Annotated in this window: 12 protein-coding genes; 11 read left to right on the plus strand and 1 reads right to left on the minus strand. The window is 67.4% G+C overall.

Annotated features, from left to right (window positions below):
• The 7 genes from NRG23_RS01855 to NRG23_RS01885 all read left to right on the plus strand — a co-directional run bounded on the left by NRG23_RS01855 (nucleotide 1) and on the right by NRG23_RS01885 (nucleotide 8,669).
• Entirely contained in the window at nucleotides 1-1,842 is a 1,842-nt protein-coding gene (locus tag NRG23_RS01855) for an ABC transporter ATP-binding protein (protein ID WP_257373571.1), read from the plus strand.
• Nucleotides 1,839-2,147: a (2Fe-2S)-binding protein gene (locus tag NRG23_RS01860; protein WP_009049173.1), complete on the plus strand. Its 309-nt coding sequence runs from the start codon at nucleotides 1,839-1,841 to the stop codon at nucleotides 2,145-2,147. The genes NRG23_RS01855 and NRG23_RS01860 overlap by 4 nt, the downstream gene beginning before the upstream one ends.
• On the plus strand, nucleotides 2,129-3,535 hold the full coding sequence (locus NRG23_RS01865) for an NAD(P)/FAD-dependent oxidoreductase (protein ID WP_257373572.1): 1,407 nt from the start codon (nucleotides 2,129-2,131) through the stop codon (nucleotides 3,533-3,535). The genes NRG23_RS01860 and NRG23_RS01865 overlap by 19 nt, the downstream gene beginning before the upstream one ends.
• Entirely contained in the window at nucleotides 3,532-4,686 is a 1,155-nt protein-coding gene (locus NRG23_RS01870; protein ID WP_028684084.1) for an FAD-binding oxidoreductase, read from the plus strand. The genes NRG23_RS01865 and NRG23_RS01870 overlap by 4 nt, the downstream gene beginning before the upstream one ends.
• On the plus strand, nucleotides 4,683-5,840 hold the full coding sequence (argE, locus tag NRG23_RS01875; RefSeq protein ID WP_009049170.1) for an acetylornithine deacetylase: 1,158 nt from the start codon (nucleotides 4,683-4,685) through the stop codon (nucleotides 5,838-5,840). Before NRG23_RS01870 ends, argE begins: the two co-directional genes overlap by 4 nt.
• A 258-nt stretch (nucleotides 5,841-6,098) precedes the next feature.
• A complete protein-coding gene (locus tag NRG23_RS01880; protein WP_124340237.1) occupies nucleotides 6,099-7,556 on the plus strand; it encodes an NAD-dependent succinate-semialdehyde dehydrogenase in 1,458 nt (485 codons plus the stop codon).
• 33 nt (nucleotides 7,557-7,589) lie between these two features.
• Entirely contained in the window at nucleotides 7,590-8,669 is a 1,080-nt protein-coding gene (locus NRG23_RS01885) for a tartrate dehydrogenase (protein ID WP_257373573.1), read from the plus strand.
• 479 nt (nucleotides 8,670-9,148) lie between these two features.
• On the opposite strand, the gene NRG23_RS01890 is transcribed toward NRG23_RS01885, so the two are convergent.
• The gene (locus tag NRG23_RS01890) at nucleotides 9,149-10,072 is read right to left on the minus strand and encodes a glyoxylate/hydroxypyruvate reductase A (RefSeq protein WP_009049167.1); all 924 of its coding nucleotides are present in this window, start codon (nucleotides 10,070-10,072) and stop codon (nucleotides 9,149-9,151) included.
• A 274-nt stretch (nucleotides 10,073-10,346) separates the two neighbouring features.
• On the opposite strand from NRG23_RS01890, the gene gabT reads away from it, so the two are divergent.
• From gabT to NRG23_RS01910, 4 genes are all read left to right on the plus strand, one after another.
• Nucleotides 10,347-11,636 (plus strand): 4-aminobutyrate--2-oxoglutarate transaminase, encoded by a 1,290-nt coding sequence (gene gabT / locus NRG23_RS01895; RefSeq protein WP_016705161.1) that lies wholly within the window; start codon nucleotides 10,347-10,349, stop codon nucleotides 11,634-11,636.
• Nucleotides 11,637-11,732: 96 nt separating this feature from the next.
• Nucleotides 11,733-12,392: a 2-haloalkanoic acid dehalogenase gene (locus tag NRG23_RS01900; protein WP_038632629.1), complete on the plus strand. Its 660-nt coding sequence runs from the start codon at nucleotides 11,733-11,735 to the stop codon at nucleotides 12,390-12,392.
• 43 nt (nucleotides 12,393-12,435) lie between these two features.
• Nucleotides 12,436-12,924: an Lrp/AsnC family transcriptional regulator gene (locus NRG23_RS01905; protein WP_009049164.1), complete on the plus strand. Its 489-nt coding sequence runs from the start codon at nucleotides 12,436-12,438 to the stop codon at nucleotides 12,922-12,924.
• A gap of 434 nt (nucleotides 12,925-13,358) precedes the next feature.
• Nucleotides 13,359-14,141: a DUF4198 domain-containing protein gene (locus NRG23_RS01910; protein ID WP_257373574.1), complete on the plus strand. Its 783-nt coding sequence runs from the start codon at nucleotides 13,359-13,361 to the stop codon at nucleotides 14,139-14,141.
• Nucleotides 14,142-14,210: the final 69 nt, after the last annotated feature.

Below are 14,210 nucleotides of genomic sequence, written 5' to 3' on the forward strand. Positions count from 1 at the left end.
ATGAGCCAGTTGATTCGAGTGGAAGACCTGCGGGTGGTCGCCGGCGGCGAGAGCGGCGAAGTGGAGATCGTCAAGGGTGTGAGCTTCGCCCTGGAGCAGGGCGAGGTGCTGGCGTTGATCGGCGAATCCGGCTCCGGCAAGACCACCATCGCCCTGGCGCTGCTGGGTTATGCCCGCCGTGGTTGCCGCCTGGCGTCCGGGGTGGTGCGGGTCGGCGAACACGACATGCTGGCCCTGGGCGAGGAGCAGTTGCAGGGCCTGCGCGGCAATCGCGTGTCCTACATCGCCCAGAGCGCGGCGGCGGCCTTCAACCCGGCGAAAAGACTCCTCGACCAGGTGGTGGAGGGCGCCCTGATCCATGGCCTGGACAGCCGCGCCAACCTGGAGGCCAAGGCCATCGAACTGTTCCGCGACCTGGCCCTGCCGGACCCGGAACACATCGGCCAGCGCTACCCGCACCAGGTCTCGGGCGGCCAGTTGCAACGGGTGATGGCGGCGATGGCGCTGATCAGCGACCCGCTGCTGGTGATCCTCGACGAGCCGACCACCGCGCTCGACGTCACCACCCAGATCGACGTGCTGCGGGCCTTCAAGCGGGTGGTGCGCGAACGCGGGGCGACGGCGGTGTATGTGTCCCACGACCTGGCGGTGGTGGCGCAGATGGCCGATCAGATCGTGGTGCTCAACGGCGGCCAGATCCTCGAACAGAGCGCCACTGCGCCGCTGCTCGAGGGCCCGGTCCACGACTACACCCGCAGCCTGCTGGCGGCGGCGCGCCCGGACTCGACCATTCGCCCGCCCAGCGATATCGCCGAGGACCAGCCGCTGCTGACCATCAAGGGCCTGACCGCCGGCTACGGCAACAAGAACCTGCAAGGCATGCCGATGATCCGCGTGCTGGAGGACATCGACCTGACCGTGCGCCGTGGCCAGGCCATTGGCGTGATCGGTGAGTCGGGCTCGGGCAAGTCGACCCTGGCGCGGGTGGTGGCCGGTTTGCTGAGCCCGGCCCTGGGCCAGCTGAGCTTCGACGGCCAGCCCCTGGGCGGTAGCCTGTCGAGCCGCACCGACGAGCAGTTCCGGCGGATCCAGATGGTGTTCCAGAACGCCGACACCGCGCTCAACCCCATGCACAGCGTCAGCGCCATTCTCAGCCGGCCGCTGAAGATGTATTTCGGCCTCAAGGGCGCGGCCTTGCGCCAGCGCATCGACGAACTGCTGGACCTGGTGCGGCTGCCGCGCAAGCTCGCGGACCGGCGGCCCAGCGAGCTGTCCGGCGGGCAGAAGCAGCGGGTCAACCTGGCCCGCGCGCTGGCGGCCAAGCCTGACCTGATCCTCTGCGACGAGGTGACTTCGGCCCTGGATACGGTGGTTGGGGCGGCGATTCTCGAATTGCTGCGCGACCTGCGCCAGGAACTGGGGGTGTCCTACCTGTTCATCAGCCACGACATTTCCACGGTGCGCGCGCTGTGCGACGACATCGTGGTGATGTACAGCGGGCACAAGGTCGAGGCGGGCAGCCGCGCGGCCTTTGCCCAGGCGCCGTTCCATCCCTATACCGACCTGCTGATCCACTCGGTGCCGGAGCTGCGCCAGGGCTGGCTGGAAAGCTGCGGCAGCACCTGCGCCAGCCTGCCGCCGATCGGCGCCAAGGCCAACGTGCCGGAGCTGTGCACCTTCCTCAATCGCTGCCCGGTGCGCATCGACGGCCTGTGCAACCGCACCGCGCCGAACCGCCGCGCCATCGACGGCGGCAGCGAGATCCTCTGCCACCGCGACAGCGGCGAGTTGCTGCAGAGCCAACAGAACTTCAATGGCATGACCGAGGGAGCCTACGCATGAAGGGGCGTTTTGTACGGTTGGGCGAGCGCGAACGGGCGCCGGTCAGACTGTGGGTGGATGGTGCGCCGATCGAGGCGTTGCAGGGCGACACGCTGATGGTTGCGTTGCTGACCCAGGGGACGGCCCTGCGCCAGTCGGAGTTCGATTCCGGCCGGCGCGCCGGCTTCTGCCTGATGGGCGCCTGCCAGGACTGCTGGGTCTGGACCCGCGCCGGCGAACGCCTGCGCGCCTGTTCCAGCGAGGTCCGCGAGGGCCTGGATATTCTCACCACACAACCGGAGGCGGTATGGCCACTGCACGGCTGAACATCGCGTCCGGCGCGGCGCCGCGGGTCGTGATAGTCGGCGCCGGCCCGGCCGGTGTCCGTTGCGCCGAAACCCTGCTGTCGGCCGGCCTGGTGCCGACCCTGGTCGACGAGAACCGTCGCGACGGCGGGCAGATCTACCGCCGCCAGCCCGAAGGTTTTCGCCGCGACTACGCCACCCTGTACGGCAGCGAAGCGCACAAGGCGCGGGCCCTGCACGACAGCTTCGAGCGCCTGCGCCCGCGCATCGACTATCGCCCGGACACCCTGGTGTGGAACCTGACCCCGGGGCAGCTGTGCTGCGTCAGCCAGGGCCGGCACTTCACCCTGGACTATGACGCGCTGATCCTCTGCACCGGCGCCACCGACCGCCTGATGCCGCTCGAAGGCTGGCACTTGGCGGGCACCTACAGCCTCGGCGGCGCGCAGATCGCCCTCAAGGCGCAATCGGTGTCCATCGGTCACCGCGTGGTGTTCATGGGCAGCGGGCCGCTGCTGTACCTGGTGGCCAGCCAGTACCTCAAGGCCGGGGCGCAGGTCGCCGCGGTACTCGACACCTCGCCGCTGGGCAAGCGCATCGCCGCCTTGCCGAAACTGCTGGCGCGCCCGGGATTGCTCTGGACCGGCATGAAGCTGCTGGCGCAGTTGTGCCTGGCCCGGGTGCCGGTGCACCTGGGGATCCAGCCGGTCCGGGTGCTGGGCGATGCCCAGGGCGGGGTCAGCCTGGTGCAGGTCAAGACCGCCAAGGGCGACAGCCTGGATGTCGAGTGCGATGCCCTGGCCCTGGGTTATCACCTGCGTCCGGAAACCCAGCTGGCCGACCTTGCCGGTTGCCGCCTGGCCTTCGACCCGGCGTCCAGCCAGTGGCTGCTGGAGCTCGACGAGGCCGGGCGCACCAGTGTCAGCGGGGTCTATGCCGCCGGCGACGGGGCGAAGATTCGTGGCGCCGACGCCGCCGAACACGCCGGGCGCCTCGCGGCGCTGGCCCTGCTCGAGGATCTGCAACTGCCGGTCAACGCCGCGGAACGCGACGAACAGCGCCAGGCCCTGGCGGTGATGGACCAGTTCCGCCTCGGCCTGGCCCAGGCCTTTCCCTGGCCGAGCGCCCAGGCCGAGGCGCTGCCGGACACCGCCATCGTCTGCCGTTGCGAGATGATCAGCGCCGGCGAACTGCGGCGCACGGTGCGCGAGAAGGGCGCCTGCGAAGTCAACCGCGCCAAGGCCTTCAGCCGGGTCGGTATGGGCCGCTGCCAGGGTCGCTACTGTTCCCAGGCCGGGGCCGAGGTGATCGCCGCCGCGGCCGGGGTCGCGGTGCAGGAGGTGGGCCGGCAGCGAGGCCAGGCCCCGGTCAAGCCCCTTTCGATGCTCACCGGGGAGGTGACGCCATGACGGTGCAACAGTCCGATGTACTGATTGTCGGCGGCGGCCTGATGGGCTCGGCGGCGGCGTTTTTCCTGCGCCAGCGCGGCCAGTCGGTGACCCTGCTGGAGCGCGACCAGATCGGCCAGTACGCCAGCGGGGTGAACTTCGGCAACGTGCGGCGCCAGGGGCGTTATCTCGGCCAGCTGGAGCTGGCCAACCGTTCCTGGGCCCTGTGGAGGCGCCTGCCGGAACTGATCGACGACGACCTGGAATTCATCGCCAGCGGCCATATGCGGGTGTGTTACCGCGAGGACGAGATCGCTGAGCTCGAGGCCTATGCCGCGGCACCGGAGGCTCGGCAGCTGGACCTGAAGATCTATCGTGGCCGCGAGCTGCACGAGCGTTTTCCGTTCCTCGGGCCGGACGTCAAGGGCGGCTCCTACGCCCCCCATGACGGCCATGCCAACCCGCGCCTGGCGGCCCCGGCCTTTGCCCGGGCGGCGGTGCGCGCCGGCGCGCGGATCGAAGAGCGCACCGAAGTGGCCGAGGTGCAGAAGGTCGGCGGCGGGTTCCTGGTCGGCACCACCGACGGCCGCCAATTCAGCGCCGAACGCCTGCTGATCACCGCCGGCGCCTGGGGCCAGAAACTCTCCGAGCAGTTTGGCGAGCCGGTGCCGCTGGACACCAACGGCCCGCAGATGGCGGTCACCGAGCCGGTGCCTTACGCCTTGCCGACGGTGATCGGGGTCTACACCAAGATCCCCGAGGAGGTGATCTACTTCCGCCAGATTCCCCGCGGCAACATCATCATCGGCGGCGGCTACCGCAGCAAACCGGACATGCTCACACGGCGCGCCCAGGTCGAACCGCGCAGCATCCTCAACCAGATCCAGCAGATGCGCCGGCTGCTGCCGGGCGTCGGCAACCTCAACATCATCCGCGTCTGGAGCGGCATCGAAGGTTATCTGCCCGACTCGCTGCCGATCATGGGTCCCAGTGGCCAGGTCGACGGCCTGTACTACGCCTTCGGTTTCTGCGGCCACGGCTTCCAGCTTGGCCCGGGCGTCGGCGACGTGATGGCCGAGCTGATCGCCACTGGCAGCACCAGCACCCCGATCGAGCCCTTTTCGATTCGCCGCTTCGCCGGCACAACCGCACAACGGAGCAAGGCCTCATGAAACCCCGGGTACTGGAGATCCTCAAGCGCCTGATCGCCTTCGACACCGTGTCCTCGGAGTCGAACCTGGCGCTGATCGAATACGTGCGCGAGCTGCTGCTGGGCAAGGGCATCGAGTCGCTGATCGTCAAGGACGAAAGCGGGCGCAAGGCCAACCTGTTCGCCAGCACCGGGCCGCGGGAGCTGCCGGGGATCCTGCTGTCCGGGCATACCGACGTGGTGCCCGTCGCCGGCCAGGCCTGGACCCTGCCGGCGTTCCAGGTCACCGAGCAAGGAGGGCGCCTCTACGGGCGCGGCAGCTGCGACATGAAGGGGTTTATCGCCCTGGCCATAGACGCCATGCTCGATGCCGCCGACAGCACCTTGAGCCGGCCGCTGCAACTGGCGCTGTCCCATGACGAGGAAATCGGTTGCGTCGGCGTGCGCCGCCTGCTGGACGTGCTGCACCTGGCGCCGGTGCGGCCGTTCCTGTGCCTGATCGGCGAACCCACGCGCATGCAGTTCGTGCTCGGGCACAAGGGCAAGGGGTCGTACCGCGCCTATTGCCGTGGCCAGGAAGCGCATTCCTCCCTGGCACCGCTGGCGGCCAACGCGATTCACCTGGCCTGCGATTTCATCGCCGGTTTGCGCGACAGCCAGCAGCGTCTGCGCGAGCAGGGCGCGCGCGATGCCGACTACGACATTCCCTACAGCACCGTGCACGTCGGGCAGATCGGCGGCGGCAAGGCGCTGAACATAGTGCCGAACCTGTGCACCCTGGATTTCGAGGTGCGCAACCTGCCGGCGGACGATCTCGAGCAGTTCCTCGAACAGATGCGCGAACGCGCCGAGCTGATCGTGCGCGAGGCCCGCAAGGTCTCCGAGGTGGCGGCCATCGAGATCGAAACCCTCAATGTCTACCCGGGGCTGGAGACCCATCCGAGTGTCGAGGCGGTGCGTTTGCTCCACGCCTTCGCCGCGCCGGGCACCGGCTACGCCAAGGTCGGCTTCGGCACTGAAGGCGGTCTGTTCAGCCAGCGCCTGGACATCCCGGTGGTGGTCTGCGGCCCAGGCTCCATCGAGCAGGCGCACAAGCCCGACGAGTTTATCGAGGTCAGCCAGATGGACGCCGGCCAGCGTTTTCTCGAAGGCCTGCTGGGTTCCCTGAAACGTTGAGCGGTCACCTGTAGCCGCTGCCGGAGGCGGCGATCGGGCGCTAGCCCGCCAAGCCTGTATCCCGGATCGATCTGACGCACCGTGGTTATCTGTTTTGCGACGGCTGCGCCAGTGGCTACAGGGCGCTGTTCATGTGCTCGGTAGAGCCTGCTGCGCCGCCGCGTTTTTCAGCATCCGACGCTGTCGGCCCGGCGCTTTCAGCATCCTGGGCTGTGGCGCCTGCTTAGACTGGAGGCTGTCTCGGAACAGGACTCGACCATGCTCAAGAATCGTTTGAAAGACCCAAGCCTCTTGGTGGAACTGGCCTATATCGACGGGCAGTGGGTGGCCGCCGATGATGGTGCGACCCTGGCGGTGCTCGACCCGGCCAGCGGCGAATGCCTGGCCCGCGTGCCGGCCCTGCAGGGCGCGCAGACCCGCCTGGCCATCGCCGCCGCCGAACGCGCCTGGCCGGCCTGGCGCGCGCGCCCGGCGGCGGAGCGGGCACAGCTGCTGGAGCGCTGGTACCAGGCCATGCTCGACAACCTCGACGACCTGGCCCTGATCATGACCGCCGAACAGGGCAAGCCTTTCGCCGAAGCCCAGGGCGAAATCCGCTACGGCGCCGGTTTCGTCAAATGGTTCGCCGAGGAGGCGCGGCGCATCTGCGGCGACACCCTGCCGGCGCCCGCTGGCGACCGGCGCCTGCTGACCCTCAAGCAGCCCGTGGGGGTCTGCGCGGCCATCACCCCGTGGAACTTCCCCAACGCGATGATCACCCGCAAATGCGCGCCGGCCCTGGCCGCCGGCTGCCCGATCATCGTCAAGCCTTCGGACCTCACGCCGCTGTCGGCCCTGGCCCTGGCGGTGCTGGCCGAGCGGGTGGGGATTCCGCCGGGGGTGTTCAGCGTGCTTACGGGCATGCCGACCGGGATCGGCGAAGAGCTGACCGGCAACCCGGCGGTGCGCAAGATTTCCTTTACCGGCTCCACCGCGGTCGGCCGCCTGTTGATGCGCCAGAGCGCCGAGCACATCAAGCGCCTGAGCCTGGAGCTGGGCGGTAACGCGCCGTTCGTGGTGTTCGACGACGCCGACCTGGAACAGGCGATCGCCGGGATCATGCAGAGCAAGTTCCGCAACGCCGGGCAGACTTGCGTCTGCGCCAACCGCATCCTGGTCCAGGACGGCATCTACCAGCGTTTTGCCCAGCGCCTGGTGGAAGAGGTGGCCAAGCTCAAGGTCGGCAACGGCCTGGAGCCGGGCGTGAGCATCGGCCCGCTGATCAATGCCGCGGCGGTGAGCAAGGTCGCCCGGCATATCGACGATGCCCTGGGCAAGGGCGCGACCCTGCTGTGCGGCGGGATTCCCCAGGGCGAAAGCCAGTTCGTGCAGCCCACGGTGCTGGGCGAGGCCAGCACCGAGATGCTCCTGGCTCATGAGGAAACCTTCGGCCCGGTGGCGCCGCTGATGCGCTTCCACGACGAGGCCGAGGCGCTGGCCATCGCCAACGCCACGCCCTACGGGCTGGGTGCCTACTACTTCACCCAGGACCTGCGCCGCTCCTGGCGTTTCGGCGAAGCGCTGGAGTTCGGCATGGTCGGCCTCAACACCGGGATCATCTCCATGGAAGTGGCGCCGTTCGGCGGCATCAAGCAATCGGGCCTGGGCCGCGAAGGCAGCAAGTACGGCCTGGACGAATACCTGGAAATCAAGGCTTTCCACATCGGCGGCCTGTGACCGGCCCGCACCGACTTCGAGGAGACATGCGACATGAGCAAGGCATTCAGGATCGCCGCCATCGCCGGCGACGGAATCGGCAAGGAAGTATTGCCAGAAGGATTGCGGGTGCTGCGGCAGGCGGCGCGCACGTGGCAGCTGGACCTGCAGATCGAGGTGCTGGACTGGGCGCACTGCGATTACTACCTGGAGCACGGGCGGATGATGCCCGAGGACTGGTTCGAGCGGCTCAAGGATTTCGACGCCATCTACTTCGGCGCCGTGGGCTGGCCGGACAAGGTGCCGGACCATATTTCCCTGTGGGGTTCGCTGCTCAAGTTCCGCCGCGACTTCGACCAGTACGTGAATATCCGCCCGGTGCGGCTGTTCCCCGGGGTGCCGTGCCCGCTGGCCGGGCGCGAGCCGGGGGACATCGATTTCGTGGTGGTCCGCGAGAACACCGAGGGCGAGTATTCCTCGGTGGGTGGCAAGATGTTCGAGGGCACCGAGCATGAGTTCGTGCTGCAGGAGTCGGTGTTCACCCGGCGTGGCGTGGACCGCATTCTCAGGTACGCCTTCGACCTGGCCCAGACCCGGCCGCGCAAGCGCCTGACGGCGGCGACCAAGTCCAACGGGATTTCCATCAGCATGCCGTACTGGGACGAGCGCACGGCGCTGATGGCCGGGCAGTACCCGCAGGTGAGCTGGGACAAGCAGCACATCGACATTCTCTGCGCGCGTTTTGTCCTGCAACCGGAGCGGTTCGACGTGGTGGTGGCCTCCAACCTGTTCGGCGACATTCTCTCCGACCTCGGCCCGGCCTGTGCCGGCACCATCGGTATCGCGCCCTCGGCCAACCTCGATCCGCAGCGGCGCTTCCCGTCGCTGTTCGAGCCGGTGCACGGCTCGGCGCCGGACATCTACGGGCGCAATATCGCCAACCCGATCGCGATGATCTGGTCTGGCGCGCTGATGCTGGATTTCCTCGGCAACGGCGACCAGCGTTATCGCGCCGCCCACGACGGGATTCTCGAGGCCATCGAACAAGTGATCGCCCAGGGCCCGATCACCCCGGACCTGGGTGGCCAGGCCTCGACCCAGGAGGTGGGCGTGGCGATTGCCGAGAGGCTCTGAGCCCCGTCTTGTAGCTGCGGGGGCGGGCGGCGCTCTGACCTGGCGCCCGCCTAAACCGTATCCCGGATCAGCCTGATACACCGCGGTCAGCGGTTTGCGACGGCTGCGCCGTCGATCGCAGGCTGCGCCAGCGGCTACAGCGAGGGCGGGGTTCCTGCGCTCTTCGCCAAACGCCGAACCCCGTAGCCGCTGCCGAAGGCTGCGATCGGGCGCCAGCCCGCCAAACCTGCGTCCCGGATCGCTCTGACGCACCGCGGTCAGCGGTCTTGCGACGGCTGCGCCGCCGATCGCAGGCTGCGCCAGCGGCTACAGCGAGGGCGGGGGGGCTGCGTTCTTCGCCAAACGCCGAACCCTGTAGCCGCTGCCGAAGGCTGCGATCGGGCGCCAGCCCGCCAAACCTGCACGCTGGATAGCCCTGACGCACCGCTGTCACTGGTTTTACGACGGCTGCGCCAGCGGCTACACGATCGCGGGGGCTTTCAATAACCCTGGCTGCGGTCGATCTGCCCGAGCATCGGTTCGCCGCGCTGGTGGCGGCGGATATTGTCCAGCAGCACGGCGAAGGCGCTTTCCGGCTGGGTCATGGCGGCGATGTGCGGGGTCAGGAGGATCTGCGGGTGATCCCAGAACGGGTGTTCGGCCGGGGCCGGCTCCTGTTGCAGGACGTCGAGCACCGCGCCGCTGAGCTGGCCGCTGGCCAGGGCGTCGAGCAGGTCCTGCTCCACCAGGTGGCCGCCACGGCCCATGTTGATCAGCGCCGCGCCGCGGGGCAGTTGGCGGAACAGCTCGCGGTCGAGGATGCCCTGGGTCTGTTCGGTCAGGGGCAGCACGCACAGCAGGATGTCGCACTGGCTGAGAAAGGCCGGCAGCTGCTGGTTGCCGGCGAAACACTGCACGCCGTCGATGCGATGGGCGCTGCGGGCCCAGCCGGACAGGGCGAACCCCAGCGGCCGCAGGGTGGCGAGGATCTGCTGGGCCTGTTGGCCCAGGCCCATGACCCCGACCCGGCGTTGCGCCGCCGGTTGCAGCAGGTGCGCCTGCCAGCAGCGGGCGAACTGTTGCTGCCGGTAGCGCAGCATGTCGCGGTGCAGGCTGAGCACGGCGAAGCTGGCGTATTCGCACATGCCCCGGGTGATGCCCGGGTCCAGCAGGCGCACCACCGGCAAGTCCGGCGGCAGGCGCGCGAGGTCCAGCTGGTCGACCCCGGCCGAGAGGGCGAACAGCACCTCGAGGTTAGGTAAAAGGCTCAGGTCGTCCGGCGCCTGCCAGGCCGCCAGGTAGCGGATGTCCTCGGGGTTGCCGAGGTCCGGCCAGGCACGCCATTGAATGTCCGGGGCCTGTTCGGCGAACAGCGCTCGCCAGTGTTCGCCACGCACGGGGTCAGCTTTATAGAGGAGGGCCATGGGCGGTTCCTGATCGATGGAGGGGTGGGTTTCATGATGCCGCAACGGCAAAGCAGGATCTGTCGAAAGGCCGCGTGCGAACGCCTTGTGCCGCGCGCTTCGTGGCCCTGGCCGGCAGATTCGGCGGGGCTGAAGGAATCTGCCGTTTGCCGGGGTGAAAACAGTGGATCCGGATTTCTCAGGGGCCAAGTTCGGCTAAGTCGGTTCCGCCGAAGCCTTAATCTGAAGCCATCGCAACCGCTTCCCGGTTGCCTGGCTCAGTATGAGGAACGCCATGAATAGCAAGGTCGACGAAACACCTCATTTGCTCCAGCAGCGCGATCAGTTCGTGCCGCGGGGCGTGGTCACTGCCCATCCGCTGGTCATCGACCGCGCCGAGGGCTCCCAGGTGTGGGACGTGGACGGCGAGCGCTATCTGGATTTCGTCGGCGGGATCGGCGTGTTGAACATCGGCCACAACCACCCGCGGGTGGTGGCGGCGGTGCAGGCGCAGTTGCAGAAAGTCTCCCACGCTTGCTTCCAGGTGGTGGCCTACAAACCGTACCTGGACCTGGCCCGGCGCCTGAGCCAGATGATCGGCGGCGCCGAGCCCTACAAGGCGGCATTCTTCACCTCTGGCGCCGAGGCCGTGGAGAACGCGGTGAAGATCGCCCGCGCCCATACCCAGCGTTCGGCGGTGATCGCCTTTCGTGGCGGTTTCCATGGCCGCACCTTGCTCGGCAGCACGCTGACCGGCATGAGCCAGCCGTACAAGCAGAACTTCGGCACCGCCCCCGAGGTGTTCCATACGCCGTACCCGAACGCCTATCGCGGGGTCAGCAGCGAGATGGCCCTGCAGGCGTTGCAGGAGCTGTTCGCCACCCAGGTCGCACCCGAGCGCGTGGCGGCGATCATCATCGAACCGGTGCAGGGCGACGGCGGTTTCCTCGCCGCTCCGGCGGAGTTCCTCCAGGCCTTGCGCGCCCTGGCGACGCAACACGGCATCGTGCTGATCCTCGATGAAATCCAGACCGGCTTCGGCCGCACCGGCAGCTGGTTCGGCTTCCAGCACGCCGATATCCAGCCGGACCTGGTCACCGTGGCCAAGAGCCTGGCCGGTGGCTTGCCGTTGTCCGGCGTGGTGGGCAAGGCGCAGATCATGGACGCGCCGCTGCCCGGCGGCCTCGGTGGCACCTACGGCGGCAACGCCCTGGCCTGCGCCGCGGCGCTGGCGGTGCTGGATGCCTACGAAGAGGAACAGTTGCTGGCCCGTGGCGTGGCGCTGGGCTTGCGCCTGCGCGAAGGGTTGCTGAGCCTGCAGAGGCTGTACCCGTGCATCGGCGATGTGCGTGGCAGCGGTTTCATGCTGGCGCTGGAACTGGTCAAGAACGATGCGGCGCGCAGCCCCGATGCCGAGTTGACGCAACGGCTGATCGACCAGGCGCGCCTGGGTGGGTTGCTGGTGATCAAGTGCGGGGTGCACCGTAACGTCCTGCGCTTCCTGGCACCGCTGGTAACAACTCCCGAGCAGATCGACGAAGCCCTGGCGATTCTCGATGCCGCGCTGGCACGAGTCTTGAACTGAGCTGATGCCCCGGTCGGCGCCGGGCTGCCGGGCGCCACCGATGGGCATTTTTGGAGCATGGATCGATGGAACGCATCATAGGAGGCTGTACACGCCATGGGGCTGACTGATTATCGTGCGTTGCTGATCGACTGCGACGCGGTCCTGGTGGACCGTGACTCGGGGGTCTGGGCGGCCTTGCAACCCTTGCTCGACAGTCGCCGTGGGCAACCGGACAAGGAGCAGGTGCTGGGCGAGTTCGCCGAGACGGTGCGGGGCCTGTACCCGCGCTTCGCCGAGCTGGGGTTCAGCGGCCTGCTGTGTTTCGCCCATCGCCAGCTGGCCGAACGCTGGGGCCTGAAGGCGTCCTGGGAGGAGGGCATGAGCTTCGCCCGTTCGGTGGCGGGCTGGTCTCTGTTCGAGGATGCGCCGGGGGCGATGCTGTACCTGCGCAAGTTCTATCGGCTGCTGGTGCAGGGCGATCGCGATGCCGAGGATCGCGCGCTGTTGTGCGAGCGGCTGGGGATCGCCCAGGACGATTTCATCTCCCTGGCCAGCCAGCCGTTGCAGGATCGCCAGTGGCTGGCGGACAACGACCTGCGGGCCCAGGACATCCTCCAGGTGACCCGGCCGCCGGCCGCCGTGGCGCAAGCGACGGCGGGCCTGTGCCTGATCTGCCGTGCCGGCAGCCGCAACCCGCAACCCTGCGCCGCCGACTACTGCATCAACAGCATGGCCGACCTGGTGGCCCAGCATCAGGCGTCGTTACGGCGCTGATCTTGCTTGTCGATTGCATCCCACAGCAATCAAGAGGTAAACGATGGAAGGTTTAGTCAAACTGGACCGTATTGATATCAACATCTTGGTTGAGCTGCAAAAAGACGGACGCATGACCAATGTCAGCCTCGCCGACGCCGTGGGGTTGTCGGCCAGTCCGTGTCTGCAGCGGGTCAAGCGCCTGGAATCGGCCGGCTACATTTCCAGCTACAAGGCGCACCTGAACCTGGCCAAGATCACCGACTCGGTCACGGTGTTCACCGAGATCACCCTGAGCGACCACAAGCGCGAGGACTTCGCCAAGTTCGAGTCCAATATCCGCCTGGTGGACGAGGTGCTGGAGTGTCATCTGATCAGTGGCGGCTACGACTATCTGGTGCGCTTTATGACCCGCAGCATCCAGCATTACCAGGAGGTGGTGGAAAGCCTGCTGGACAAGAACATCGGTATCTCGAAGTACTTCAGCTACATCGTCATCAAGTCGCCGGTCCTCAAAGACGGCGTGCCCCTGCGTAAATTATTGCGCCACTGACTCGTTCTTCTCTCAGAATGAAATGTTATCTGATAACATTTTGCCGTCTGATCAATCACTCATGCGCGCGCCTCTCACCGGGCGCGCTTGCGTCTGGGCCGGCCATTTTGCCTGGCCGGTGAGTGCACAGCGGGTTGCGCGCAAGCAAGCGACACCGGCCATGCAGGCCTCGCGTGCACCCCGATCGGACAATCCACGCACCGCTTACCCCTGGATGCTTCAGCCTGGCGCACACCGCATAAATCGCTGTTTGCCTTGAGAAAACAGCAGGCAACGGGCTTGTGCCGCGGCAAATCGGAACAAAGCACAGAACGGCCTGCGCTGTAATGCCAGCCAGTGGTAGGTGCGCATCGTCTCCCCGGGAAGTTCAACGCCATCAGAGCGGGGGCGGCGATTCGTTGAATGAGAGCACAAAGGAGCGCAACACGATGCGAATGAGTACGGCAAATACCTTGATAGGGCTGGGCGTGCTGATGCTGGCCAGCGGTACCCAGGCTCACCAGATCTGGTACGAACACACGCCGGGGCAGCCCCTGACGCTGTATTACGGCGAGTACGACAAGAACATGCTGGAAGTGACCCCCGGTGGCCTCGATCGCTTCCGCCAGCTCAAGGGCTGGTCGGCGGCGAATCCGCTGCCGGCCCCGGCATTGGGTCTGAGCCTGGGCCTGCAACGCCAGTCGTTCAGCGTTGGCCATCAGCCCAGGGCCGATGAAAGCCTGCTGGCGCAGGACTCGCAGTATCCGCTCTTCGACCTGCATGAAGGCGGCAAGACCCTCAAGACTCATTGGACGCCCGCCACCCGCTGGGTCGGCGACCTGCGCGCGCGCCAGCCGGAACTGGCGCTGGACATCGTCCCCACCGGCGTGGCCGCCGCGGGCAAGGCGCAGTTCCAGGTGTTCTATGAACTCAAGCCGCTGGCCGCCCAGGAAGTGATCCTGGAAACCGGCTCCGGCGAGGTCTTCACCCAGACCAGCGACCAGGACGGCAAGGTCAGCTTCGCGCTGCCGTGGCAGGGCACCTATGTGGTGGCCGCCGAATACAAGGACCGCACCCCGGGCACTCGCCAGGGCCCGGACAGCCAGGCCGAGGCCTACGACCTCAAGAGCTTCAGTTCCACGCTGTCGTTCCACCAGCCACAGGGCAAGCCGCCGTTGCCACGGGCGCCTGCAACGCTGCCGGCCTCGGAAGTCGCGCGCTTGAAAAAGCAATCCTGACCCGCTGCCCCGACCCCTGTGCCGTGTCGGCGACAGGGGGTTGCCCAGGCTTAACGACCTTCAACATGA

The sequence above is a fragment of the Pseudomonas sp. T8 genome (genome assembly GCF_024610635.1).
Classification (GTDB): Bacteria; Pseudomonadota; Gammaproteobacteria; order Pseudomonadales; family Pseudomonadaceae; genus Aquipseudomonas; species Aquipseudomonas chlororaphis_I.

Bases quoted from the DNA above. Each gene is read 5' to 3' on its own strand.
- NRG23_RS01855 (WP_257373571.1), top strand. From the start codon at position 1: ATGAGCCAGTTGATTCGAGTGGAAGACCTGCGGGTGGTCGCCGGCGGC.
- NRG23_RS01860 (WP_009049173.1), top strand. From the start codon at position 1,839: ATGAAGGGGCGTTTTGTACGGTTGGGCGAGCGCGAACGGGCGCCGGTC.
- NRG23_RS01865 (WP_257373572.1), top strand. From the start codon at position 2,129: ATGGCCACTGCACGGCTGAACATCGCGTCCGGCGCGGCGCCGCGGGTC.
- NRG23_RS01870 (WP_028684084.1), top strand. From the start codon at position 3,532: ATGACGGTGCAACAGTCCGATGTACTGATTGTCGGCGGCGGCCTGATG.
- argE (WP_009049170.1), top strand. From the start codon at position 4,683: ATGAAACCCCGGGTACTGGAGATCCTCAAGCGCCTGATCGCCTTCGAC.
- NRG23_RS01880 (WP_124340237.1), top strand. From the start codon at position 6,099: ATGCTCAAGAATCGTTTGAAAGACCCAAGCCTCTTGGTGGAACTGGCC.
- NRG23_RS01885 (WP_257373573.1), top strand. From the start codon at position 7,590: ATGAGCAAGGCATTCAGGATCGCCGCCATCGCCGGCGACGGAATCGGC.
- NRG23_RS01890 (WP_009049167.1), bottom strand. From the start codon at position 10,072: ATGGCCCTCCTCTATAAAGCTGACCCCGTGCGTGGCGAACACTGGCGA.
- gabT (WP_016705161.1), top strand. From the start codon at position 10,347: ATGAATAGCAAGGTCGACGAAACACCTCATTTGCTCCAGCAGCGCGAT.
- NRG23_RS01900 (WP_038632629.1), top strand. From the start codon at position 11,733: ATGGGGCTGACTGATTATCGTGCGTTGCTGATCGACTGCGACGCGGTC.
- NRG23_RS01905 (WP_009049164.1), top strand. From the start codon at position 12,436: ATGGAAGGTTTAGTCAAACTGGACCGTATTGATATCAACATCTTGGTT.
- NRG23_RS01910 (WP_257373574.1), top strand. From the start codon at position 13,359: ATGAGTACGGCAAATACCTTGATAGGGCTGGGCGTGCTGATGCTGGCC.